We start from the raw sequence: 12,335 nt of genomic DNA, 5'->3' as shown, positions 1-12,335 counted from the left end.
CAAAACGGCTGATGGGCACACACACCAACGGGGATTACAAAACAGGGCTGCCCAGGATCTGGCCCCCGTCGACGGTCAACGTGGCGCCGGTCATTAAATCCGAACCCTGAATCACCGACAGAATCGCTGCGGCCACATCGGCCGGCTGGCAAACCGCTTGCAAGGGATTGGACTGCACCACGGCCTGCTTGATCTCCGAAAAACGTTCCCCCAAACCTTGCTGCAACCATTGCCCGTCTATGAAACCAGGGGCAATCGCATTGACTCTGATTTGATCCGGTCCAAACGCCCGGGCCAATGAAAGTGTCAGATTGATCAGCGCTGCCTTGGACGCTCCATAGGGAATCGAACTGCCGGGAAAAGTGAGCCCCGCAATACTGGCTACGTTCACCACTTCGGCTGAGTCTGCTGCCTGCAACAAAGGCAAACAAGCACGGAACACTTGAAAAGGCCCCATCACGTTGACATCCATCATGCGGTGCCAATCATCGACGCAAACCGATTCGACATCGTGGTGATGAATGAACTTGGTCGTGCCGGCGTTATTGACGACGATCTCTAAATGACCAATCTGCTGCTGTGCTGTGTCGGCAATTCGGCGGCAGTCCTGATCTTGGCTGACGTCGGCTTGAACAACAAATGCCTGGACGCCCAATGCACGAGCCTGCTGCGCAGTTGCTTCTGCATCCGACTCCGAATTGCGATGCACTAAGACCAAATCACAGCCCTGGGTCGCCAATTCAATGGCCGTCGCTTGCCCCACTCCGCGACTGGCTCCGGTAACTACAGCGGCTTTTCCTTTAATTTCCATCGCTCGGAATTATCCCATGTTGTGGCAGTGAATCAATCAAGCCACATCATAGCATCACCAGCCTCTCATTCCGACAGGTCGATCGGCGGCGCTTAATCTGTTACGGGCCGAATTGCCAAAGATCAAATGTTCGCTGCTGCGCAGTCAACGAACAAGCCGTGCAAACGCGACGGCCAAGCAGCAAAATTCACTCTGCCTCACTGGCGTGCTCCCGAAGAAGGGAATCCCAATCATCCTCCGGGGAAAGCTCTCCGGTCGGTGTGCCCCAAACTGCATGTAGAACACCTACGGCGTTCGGAGGTTTGATGGTTCCAATGACTTGATGATCGCGTCTGTCTGCAATCGTAACGGAAACCAGGAATAAACCACGAAGGACGCGAAGAGCACGAAGGAGGAGGTCACAATAAACGTTGGAATTGCTCGACGAGAATCGTAGGGTGCTGTGCTTGCGCGCACCAATTTACTCCGCACAAGCGGCAATCACACCAGCGACCACCCCCATGATTGACAACAACGGGGCCACGACCGATGGGCAGAAAAATCGAGACGTTCAAACTCGATCCGGCTTGCGGCATGCCATTACCAAATCTAAAGCCCTCAAAACCAAGCCATTTCAATCCACCGGGTCAATCAAACGCACTCTCACCGCGTCAACACACTGCCAAGCCGTCAAACGCACGGCCCTTCTAGCACAGCCGCCCATTCAAAAACGCCTTGGACACCCAAGTAACACCAGGCAACCCATCAAGGCTCAAAATCCGTCTCCACATCAGAACTCGGTTGATGGCTTGTTAAGTCAAGTCCACAGCCTCGAATGCGAATGGTGGCAATTGCTGGAAATGGAGAACGCTAATCAGCACTTATCAGCACTAATCAATTAGTGGAAATGAGTGCCTATTAGTGTTCCCGATTCGAGACGTCGAACACTCCGTCTCTTGTACGACGAGCGTGAAGCATGGGGGCAGCGTGAGCCACTGATCGAAACGGGACATTCCACCGTCCCCATTGCCCAACGCTAAAAAGAGCTTCCGCAAGATTGTTGGTCACCAGCCACTCTCGGCCTTGATCACAGTTCTGGACGTCCCGGGGACGTCGGCGCCTGATCGGCTTCGCCCCTGCAAGGTCCATCAAGTCATCATCAGAGATGACCATCAAGAATTTTAACAACAGATGGGACATCCCCCAATTCATCGATGGTGTGGAAGCGTCCCCCATAGCGGGTAGCGACGAAAGGTTGCGTCACCTGGCAATTGTGGTCCAGTGAGGAATAAACCACGAAGGACACGAAGAGCACGAAGGAGGAGGACACAATCATCCTCCCTGGACTGTCCCCGAAGCGTCCATGTGCAGCACAGAACACTTGCTCTCTGGTCGGTGTGCCCCAAACCGCATGTAGAACACCTACGGCGTTCGGAGATTTGATGGTTCCAGTGACCCAAGGTGCGCTTCGCGACCTTGGGCTGTGAAAATGGAACACCTACGGCGTTCGGCAGGCCAAGCTGACGTTCCTTCGAACCACATGATCAGAGAAACACGCCCAAGTAACCTGCCAAAGCCAAGGCGGTGGCTTTCACAATCGCATCCAGAGTTCCGAACGCCGAAGGTGTTCTACCCCATAGCCCAGGGTCGCGCAGCGCACCCTAGGGACAGGCCCCATGCACACCCTCTCCGAACGCCGTAGGTGTTCTACAACGGATTCGGGAGAGCCGCTTGGAATGCACGGAACGCCAAGGCTTCTCGCCCAATCCCTTGCACTAGAAAACTGACACCAGCGCCGCTGGCAATGCAAACGCTGATAATCTGCCGGGGACAGTCCACCGAAACTTGCAATCGTCGCAAAGCCGGCAATAAACCACGAAGGACGCGAAGAGCACGAAGGAGGAGGTCACAATAAACGTTGGAATTGCTCGACGAGAATCGTAGGGTGCTGTGTTTGCACGCACCAATTTACTCCGCACAAGCGGCAATCACACCAGCGGCCACCCCCATGATTGACAACAACGGGGCCACGACCGATGGGCAGAAAAATCGAGACGTTCAAACTCGATCCGGCTAGCGGCATGCCATTACCAAATCTAAAGCCCTCAAAACCAAGCCATTTCAATCCACCGGGTCAATCAAACGCACTTTCACCACGTCGATCCAGCGGCCTCTCTCGCACAACCATCAAATGGGGCACAGCCGACGGAGCAACATTGTCGCTTGACTTGATCTTTAGTCAGTGACGACCTCGACCGGCTTGAGTCCACTGATTTGCTGCTTCCTGGATTTGGGCAAACACAGCATGTTGCGACTCAGGATGCCGCCGAACACGTTCTGCGGATTCCCAGCGAAGTTGTTGCTGCTAAACAGCAATGGCGTGTGCCAATACATGTTGTAACCCAAGGCGTCGATGAATTGCGTCAGTGCCCTGGCTTTATCCTCACGATCGTTTTCCACGTACAGCGCCGGTTGATGCTTGGCGATGGTCTGGGTTGCTCCGGCCAAAACGTCCTGCTCCATGCCTTCCACATCCACCTTGATAAAGTCACACTGAGGCAAATTCAGACGATCAATGGTCCGAACCTCGACAGACTGTCCGTTTTGAAACTCGCCGAGCGACAAGCCGCCGAAGTTATTCTGTTTGCCATAATCCAGTTGAGGTACCACGGTGAGCCCAGGGCGTTGCCCAAGGGCAGCCCACATGGCATGCACGTTGGTTAGTTGATTGAGTGCGATGTTGGCATTTAGCAACTGAAAGATGATGCGTTGCGGTTCGAACGCCAGGACCGCGCCCTGCGGGCCCACTTGCTTTCCAAACCAAACCGTGTGTGCTCCCATGTTGGCGCCGGCCTCGACAATCACGTGGCCGGGTCGAATGAACTGTGAAAACAGAGCAATCTCGCCCTCAGAGAACTCTCCGTACAGGTCCAACGATCGACCGATGTACATGTCGTGAATGTTGTACACCATGGTTCCATGGCGACATTCCTTGATACGATTGATCGTGGGAAACATGGCGCGTCGTTGAGTAGCAACAGAAGATGGGATCAGTAGGCACAACCGATCATCATAACATCCCCTTCGCAGCAGGATGACGGTGGCTCGCTGCCCAGGTCACACGAAACACGGTTCGCGTCTGGCCAGAGGCGATTAGCAAGCGTCAAGACAGAGAAACAGTTTGCGAGCCAGTTGCCCCTGTTGTTTGCCTAGCGTTTTGTCCCAGTAATGATTGCAACACCGTCGATTTGGCACCTGGACAATTCTGCCATCGCAGGGTGCATGCCTCAACCAATCACGCAGACACCCTACCGCACATTCGTTCCCGCACAGGAGAACGGTGCAACAGTGAAACAGAGGACGGGGACATGATTTCCGCAGGGTGATTTCCGCAGCGGCGACAAATCACGGACGAGGGCGTCTTCATTCGAGCGTCCGATGTTACGCGTCGATTGGCCCAGAGATTGGACCAGCGATCTGATGATCGGTGACGACGTTACCCTTGGCGATGTGTTCGTCAAAGATTCGATCGATGACGTCCGGAGTGCAGGCTCCATACCAAATATCATCGGGCAAGACGCCGACGATGGGCCCCGCTTTACAGATATCTAAGCACTGGGTTTTGATTTTGACGACCGACGGATGCCCGGTCTTTTGCCACAGCTTGCTGCGTTTTTTGAGATAGTTCCATGTCCTCGACATGCAGTCTTCGGAGCAGCACTTTTCCTTCTTGCGATCCATGCAAACCACCAAGGTATAATTCCCTTGACCGAACCCAAGCTTGTCTGCTTTGGCAGCGGCTCGTTTGAGCGACACCTCAGTAGCCCGGTTTCTACTCATGAAATCGACAACGTGTAGGGGAACGCCGGTCATCACCAGCCAAGAACTTGGGAGACGACGAGCCGGCCCAAGGGACACTTGGAACCGGCTTGAGAAAATCAGGAACGATCGATCATGAGACGCTGCTGCTTTGGTCTGCTTGATCTTCTTCCGTTGGATCAACGGCAGAGCTCTCTGGCGAAGCTTCGTCCTGTGCTGCCTTTTCCTTTTCGGCCATCAGTCTTTGGATCGAAGGGCCGATCAGGTCGCAAATCTCTTCCTCATTGAGCTCTTCCTTCTCGATCAGGCAACGGGTCAACGTTTCCAAGTCGTCCCGATACTTCGAGAGCAGATCGATGGCTTTCTTGTCGGCCTCCATGAGAATCGCCGCGACCTCGGCATCGATCAGTTCTTGGGTGTGCTCGCTGAACTGCCGCGACTGGTGCATTTCGCGTCCCAAAAACGGATCTTCTTCAGAAGTTTTGTAGCAGACCGGCCCAAGTTTGTCGCTCATGCCCCACTGCGTCACCATACGGCGGGCGATGCTGGTGGCACGTTCCAAATCATTCTCTGCGCCAACGGTGGGCTCATCGTAAATGATTTGTTCAGCAGCTCGACCACCGAGCAAGACGATCAGCTGGTGTTCCAGTTCCTTCTTACTGATGTTCAGGCGATCTTCATTGGGCACATACTGGGTGACGCCTAAGGCACGGCCACGTGGAATGATGGTGACTTTGTGCACCGTGTGCGCGCCGTCTAAGTGCCAGGCAGTCAGGGTGTGACCGGCTTCGTGATAGGCCGTTTTTTCCTTTTCGATTCCACGCAGCACCTCCTCGCGTTTGGCACCCATCAAGATTTTGTCATGAGCATTGTCAAAGTCTTCCATGCTGACTTCTTTCTTATCATGACGGGCCGCCCAGAGCGCCGCTTCATTCACCATGTTTTGGATGTCTGCACCGGTCAGACCAATGGTTCCAGCAGCCAAACGATCAAGCTTGACGTCATCCGCCAAAGGCACTTCGCGAACGTGAACCTTGAAGATCTCTTCGCGGCCTTTCAACGTTGGCCGATTGACTGTGATGTGACGGTCAAAGCGACCGGGACGCAGCAGAGCAGGGTCCAAGACATCGGGGCGGTTGGTCGCGGCGATCACAATCACCGCCTGGCTGGGCGTGAAGCCGTCCATTTCACCAAGAATTTGGTTCAAGGTCTGCTCACGTTCATCATGACCGCCACCTAATCCAGCACCACGCTGACGACCGACGGCGTCGATTTCATCAATGAAGATGATGCTGGGACTTTGCTGTTTCGCAGTTTGGAATAAATCGCGAACTCGGCTGGCCCCCACGCCAACGAACATTTGGATGAATTCACTCCCATTGACGGAGAAGAACGGCACCTCTGCTTCACCGGCAACCGCTCTGGCGAGCAGAGTTTTACCGGTCCCTGGAGAGCCATTGAGCAGCACCCCTTTGGGCACCCGTCCGCCAAGCTTGCGGAATTTCTCAGGGGTCTTTAGGAAGTCAACGATTTCCTGGAGGTCGGCCTTAACACCTTCCAATCCTGCAACGTCTTTGAATGAGACCGTTTTTTCGTGAGCTTCAAATCGCTTGGCAGGGCTCTTGCCGAACCCTGACAGGAATCCACCGCCCATGATGTCGTTTCGCGTGCGACGGATCATCAGGAAGACGAAGACCAAAATGCCGATCGGCAAACCGACAAAGATGAGCAAACTGATGATCTGCTGGGTCGTGTCGGGAGGAGTTTCCCCCCACTGCACATCGGTCTCTTCGAGCTTCTCTTGAATGCGCGTAATGTACTGATCGGACTGAACGTTGAAGTAGAAGTCCTTGTTTAGCTTGATGGCTTTTCCGTCACTGTCTTTTTGGACGGTGACGACGCCTTTCTCTAGCTTGGTGGCATCAGGTGGATCGTTGAACGTACCGGTCACGCGCTGCTGGCTGGTGTCGATGGACACACTGGCGATGTTGTTCTTGTCCAGCTGTTCGTAGAACTGGCTGGTGGTGATCTTCGATCCGGTTTCTCCTGACCTGACAAACAACAGCATCAAAACCATCATCAAGACGGCCAAGATCAAAAAGCTATTGTGTCGCCGAGGCGGGGTGTTTTTCGCGTCCGGTTCTTCGCGATTATTTTCCATAGTGAATTTCGATCGAAGGAGTCGCCTGAAAGCGGCGAAAGTTATGGGCTAAACCGCCATCCCACCATCCTGCGATCGCAATGATCGCATCCTGGCAGCTGAAGATTCGTTGTGATGATCGGTCCAGGGACCGTCCAAAGGCATTCAGTGAAGGCCCTCGCCTCCAATTTTAGCCATTTTCCGCAGGGATCAAACCGCACTGCGTGGACGTTTTCCACCGGGTTTCTTTTTTCGGGCAGAGGGCATGCGTTGCGACACGGTGCGTCTGGCATCAACAAGCAGATCTCTGGAGAATCGTAGCGGTCAGTCAAAGTCCAACTACAATCCAGTCTCCACCGTCGAAACTCTTCGTTCATCAAAAGCGTTCGAATGGTTGGCCTTGGTCAATTCCTGCCGCTAAGCGGCTCCCCGGTTCGGGTTATAACAATTCAGCGGAATACAAACCTTTGCTTCGCCACCGTCTCGCTGGGGGGCAGCATTGTGCCCGAGCATTCTCCCAAGCGCGGCGGAACACACTGAGCCACGCATTGAGCCCGAGCAAAAGTCACTTGAAGCTAGAAAAGATCACTTGGTGCCGGGTCGACCCTAGGCTTCTGCCTTTTTTTGACTGGCCTCTGGTTGACTGGCCTCTGGGTGACCTCCACTGCGAGACATCTGGGTTCTGCAAGTCAAATCAGGGCTGACATTGGCCCGATCCCATCGGGAACCATGCTCGGGGCCCCCCTCAGCAAACAACGGTGCCCTCAGCAAACAACGGTGCGGAGGTTGATGCATTAGCGTCGCCAATGCGATTGGACCTCTCGACCGGAGGCTTCCGCCGCGCGCAGATGGTCGAACACTTGTTGGACCGTCAAACGGCGCACCTGCACCACTTCCTCCAGCTGATAGCCCTCGCTGAACAACCGCCACGTCCAATAGGCTTGATCATCATCGCCGAGCTCCGAATCGGTCTCCACGGCTGCATCGGGCTGTTGTACCGCCTCAAGCACCGCTTCATCGACGGCTGCGAATGGGGTTTCAGCAGGAAGTGCCTCTGAAGTCAGTGCTTCAGCCGCAGACGGCTCGTTGGCAGACGGCTGGTCAGGTGGCGGCTGGTCAGGTGGCGGCTCGTTGGCAGGCGGCTCGTTGGCAGACGGCTGTTCAGGTGGAGGGGACGAACTGGCTGCGGCCTCGTCACCCTGTTGCTCTACCACCTTTTGAATGACTTCCAGGATGTCATAACCAAATTGCTCCAAGGTCGCCGGGCCAATGCCTTTGATCACCTCCAGCTCCGAGCTAGCTTTCGGACGCAGCTCCGCCAAGCGATCAATGGTGGCGTTGCTTAGAACGCGGAACGCAGGCAAGCCATGTGCAGCAGAGGCGCGTCTGCGCCAGCGTTTGAGTGCATCTCGAGCCTCGGTCAACAATTGCTGCTCGGGACTGATTAACGCTTCTAACGTCACGTTGACGACGCCCTTGTCTGCATCGTCGGCGTTTGGATCCGCCTGGTCCTGTTGAATTGAATCAAGCGTTGGTGAACTTTGTTCAACGGCTGGGCTGGAGGTGTCCGTGACGGTTGGCTGGACGACCTGGCGTTGCTCGGGATCGGACACGTCCTCTGCAGGGCGTTCCGCTGTGGAGACATCGCCCGATTCAATGTGAGCTGCGGCGGCGGCCAATCCGTAGGCCAGTGGGCGCGGCAGCAAAAAGCTATTGGGCAATGGGGTCTGCAGGTGCATCACTGATTTTCCCAATTCACTGATTTCTACCGTTGGGCGTCGCTGATCAACTTCTTTTTGAACGACCAAGCCATGTTCAATCATCGTCGTAAGGATCTTTGACAACTGAGACTGTTTAAGTCCGGAGAGCAGGCCATAGGTGCTGAGCCGATTCAATTTCCACTGCATGACTTTTTTATTGTTCGATCCAGACAACATTTGTGCGACCAGACTGATCCCGAAGCGACCATGCATGCGAGTGATTCCGCTCAAGATAACCCGCAGACCGCGAAAGAGATTGTCGACCTGTCGTTCGTTGAGCTCCTTTTTCCAGAGTGCTGTCCCCGTTGACGAAGCCTCTTCGGGCACACAACGATCGCAGCGTTTGCAATCTGAAGCCGCGGGATCGCCAAAGTAATCCAGGATCACTTTCTGTCTGCAACCACCGGACCTAGCGAATCCAATCACGGCATCCAGCTTGGCAAACTCAGCTGCTTTGCGGCGAGCGAGTTCTTCAAAGTCAATGTCCAATTGATGGAACTTCAGGTCTCGACGAACAACATGCACTGCTCGGCCGCGAAACGGGGGAACGTAATCGAAGCACTGCAAGCGTTTCAGTTCACGCAAGACGCGACTGAGTTGTTCGCGGCTCACCTCGGCCTTGTCCATCAACCGCTGGGGGCGAACATAGACATCATCGAAGCGGCGTTTGCCAACCAGTTCTTGAATCACGCCCAGAACGCGTCGACGTAGTTTTGAACTTTTCGGCAAAAACGACACCACGTCTGGATGTTCATGATCAATTCGCAAGATCATCTGATTACTGCTGCTGTCCAAACGTCTGAGGACGTCGGCTTTGGACAACAGAGTCTCAGCGGTCCCGATGGCTTCAGTGCTATCCGCGTCGATGGCCCGGCGCACTTGTTCCAGCGTCAGTTCAATGGGGTCTTCGGGACGTGAGAGCAAAAACTCGTAAACCTCTTTGACCACTTCCTTTGAAGGATAGCGATTCTCGATGAAGAATCCTTGGATGTAGCGATCCTGATAGGCAAAGAACATGCGGCAATCGCTATCGCCGCCATCTCGTCCCGCACGGCCAGCTTCCTGATAGTAAGCCTCCAAGGTCCCGGGCATATTGTAGTGGGCAACGTAACGGATATTGGACTTGTCGATTCCCATTCCAAACGCGTTGGTGGCCACGATCGCGTCCAAATCACCGCCCATGAACTGTTCCTGGACCTGTCGGCGGTGCTCCGAGTCCATCCCGCCGTGGTACACACCGACTTTGCGTTTGGTCAGTCCGGGCAACAGGTGTCCGATCTCTTCGCAAGCTTTTCGAGTCGCTGCGTAGATGATTCCCGCACCTTGTTGCTTGGCAATGTACCGGACCAAGGCTTCTTGCTTATCAGAGTCGGTTTTACACTGTGTGACGCCAAATCGCAGATTGGTGCGTGCAAACCCGGTCACAAATACTTTTGGATCATCAAGCTGCAACAGCTGACAAACGTCATCGCGCACCATCGGCGTGGCGGTCGCAGTCAGCGCGATGGTTTGCACCGAGGGCAGGTAGCGTTTTCGCACTTGCCCCAGACGGGCATAGTCGGGACGAAAGTCATGGCCCCATTCGCTGACGCAGTGCGCCTCATCAACAGCCAGCAACGTCACCTGCGCGCTGCCCAGGGCTTCCAGGAACCTGCCGTTTCGCAGGCGTTCAGGCGCGATGTAAACCAGCTTGTATTCGCCCGCCGCCATCGCCGCCATGACTTGCTCTTGCTGAGCCGGGGTCAGCGTCGAATTGATTAACTCCGCAGCAATCCCTTGTGCTTTCAGACCGTCAACCTGATCTTTCATCAACGCAATCAACGGGGAAACCACTAGCGTGGTCCCCGGCCTAGCCAGCGCGGGCAACTGGTAACACAAGCTTTTACCACCACCGGTTGGCATCACGCAAAGCACATCATCCCCGGCGGCAAGACGATCGATGACCTGACGTTGCCCCGGGCGAAAATCAGACAGCCCAAATTGAGGTAACAGAGATTCAGGATCAACCATCATTTCGTTCATTTAGATTCCTATTGCTGAGAAACGTCCACGGGCAGTCTGACTGATCAGCGTTAAGCGGTGACTCAAAGCGGTGACTGATCTGGTTTTAGTATACGAGGTTCTGGCAAACAGAACGAGCACCCCTGGCAACCGCCTTTGATGCGTCATCCACCAACCCCAATCTGGTGTTTCACGGGCACGTGGGGAAGAGGAAAAGCAAGCGATTTTCAGCTAAATTGAAAAACAAATTGTTTTGGCCGCCGCTGCCAAATTGACGACTCGATTTCGTTTAGAATGTCGACAGCGGGTGGAATGTTTAGTCCCAATCAGTTGTGCTGACTGCGTCTTGCTTTCACCTCCCTCCAGTCCATGCTTGCCACCTCGGCTCCAGGCACAGAAACAAGGATCCAAAAGAAGATCATGTCCTCGATGAACCTAGCCAATTGTTCTCTGCTGAACCCACTGCGTCCTTTCATGCGTCCCTTGGCGTTGGCCGCCCTGGGGATTGTCTCGACGGTCGTCGCCGTGCCCAGTGATGGCGCCGAACCAGCCGATGAATCAGCGGATCAATCCGTGGTCTTTGAAGAGAACTTCGAAAATGGCATCGAACGCTGGGAAGTGTTGGATCCGAAGACCTGGAAACTCAGTAAACGTGACGGCTCGATGACTCTCGAGATCACGGCGCGTTCCAGCGAATACAAGCCACCGCATCGCAGTCCCCTACACATTGCACTGATCAAGGACTTGACGCTGGAAAGCTTTGAAATGACCTTCAAAGTCAAAAGCACCAAGGACACGGGCAATCATCGTGACTGTTGCGTGTTCTTCAACTACAGCGACAACCAGCACTTCTACTATGCCCACCTAGGCGCTCGGCCTGACCCCAACAGCGGTCAGATCATGGTGGTCAACGAAGCTGCACGAAAGAACTTGACAGAGAACAAAAACGAAACTCCCTGGGACAGTCAGTGGCATCAAGTCAAAGTCGTTCGCGATGCAGCCAGCGGCAAAATTGAAATCTACTTTGATGACATGAGCAAGCCACACATGAGCGTCACCGACAAAACGTTCACCAAGGGACGAATCGGCATCGGATCGTTTGATGATCTGAATGCTTTTGACGAGATCGTGATCCGCAAACGGTAGGCTGCGTTTTACCTGCATCGACATCACTGACCGACCGGCCGCTCACGCAGACAGATCCTCAAACCGACACACGGTGGCGAAGGAGGCTGGTGTCTGTGTGAATCGGTCACACCTCTTCAACGCCCGCCCCCGCACGACGCCCCCGCACGTTCCAGCGCTGCATCCCTCAGCACTGCATCCCTCAGCGTTGGTCTCAACGAACGGGTGCAAGCGCGGGCGACGACCGAGAAGCCTCAGCGTGAAAGCAATCCCCTTACGATGCAAAACAAATCCAATTTGCACAAATCCAATTTGCCGACACGGCTTCCCGTCAATCCTGCGCACCGACACATTACTTCCACACATCCAGTTGCCTGGGCGATAAAGTGAATGAATAGATCGCTCGTGATTCGCCCCGTTCACATCACGTCTGCAAACCGACATGGACTGGTCAACGGACAGGATTCAGAAACATGATGGCGTCGGCTAAAAGACAACTTCCACACTGACAGAACAACCGCGGCTACAATAGAGAACGCGAGCGTTCGGTTCCCCTTTGTTTTCGGGAGACTCTGAATGGTCAAGCATTAAGCGTCCGCTTTATCGCCCCACAGGAAGACTGCAATCTTTGCATTGCACTTGAATCATGGCCACGCGTCGGGAAAGCCCGCTGCGTCCGATCAAATCAACCCATTCAGGA

General features: G+C 54.5%; 6 protein-coding genes. 1 reads left to right on the top strand and 5 read right to left on the bottom strand.

Features of this window, described 5'->3' with window-relative positions; genetic code table 11:
• Positions 1-34: 34 nt before the first annotated feature.
• The 5 genes from SV7mr_RS07185 to SV7mr_RS07165 form a co-directional block, all read right to left on the bottom strand.
• Positions 35-811 carry an SDR family NAD(P)-dependent oxidoreductase gene (locus SV7mr_RS07185; RefSeq protein WP_145270560.1) on the bottom strand — a complete coding sequence of 259 codons (777 nt, stop codon included), beginning with the start codon at positions 809-811 and terminating at the stop codon, positions 35-37.
• A 2,214-nt stretch (positions 812-3,025) separates the two neighbouring features.
• The gene (locus SV7mr_RS07180; protein WP_145270558.1) at positions 3,026-3,808 is read right to left on the bottom strand and encodes an FkbM family methyltransferase; all 783 of its coding nucleotides are present in this window, start codon (positions 3,806-3,808) and stop codon (positions 3,026-3,028) included.
• Between the two features lie 423 nt (positions 3,809-4,231).
• Entirely contained in the window at positions 4,232-4,630 is a 399-nt protein-coding gene (locus SV7mr_RS07175) for a (2Fe-2S) ferredoxin domain-containing protein (protein WP_145270556.1), read from the bottom strand.
• 112 nt (positions 4,631-4,742) lie between these two features.
• Positions 4,743-6,770: an ATP-dependent zinc metalloprotease FtsH gene (ftsH, locus tag SV7mr_RS07170; protein ID WP_145270554.1), complete on the bottom strand. Its 2,028-nt coding sequence runs from the start codon at positions 6,768-6,770 to the stop codon at positions 4,743-4,745.
• A 773-nt stretch (positions 6,771-7,543) separates the two neighbouring features.
• A complete protein-coding gene (locus SV7mr_RS07165) occupies positions 7,544-10,531 on the bottom strand; it encodes an ATP-dependent DNA helicase RecQ (protein WP_419188214.1) in 2,988 nt (995 codons plus the stop codon).
• A 408-nt stretch (positions 10,532-10,939) separates the two neighbouring features.
• On the opposite strand from SV7mr_RS07165, the gene SV7mr_RS07160 reads away from it, so the two are divergent.
• Positions 10,940-11,656, top strand: coding sequence for a hypothetical protein (locus SV7mr_RS07160; protein ID WP_419188213.1), 717 nt, complete (start codon positions 10,940-10,942; stop codon positions 11,654-11,656).
• Positions 11,657-12,335: the final 679 nt, after the last annotated feature.

This window comes from Stieleria bergensis, from assembly GCA_007745635.1.
In the GTDB taxonomy this organism is placed as follows: domain Bacteria; phylum Planctomycetota; class Planctomycetia; order Pirellulales; family Pirellulaceae; genus Stieleria; species Stieleria bergensis.
This window is presented reverse-complemented; position numbering and strand designations above follow the sequence as displayed.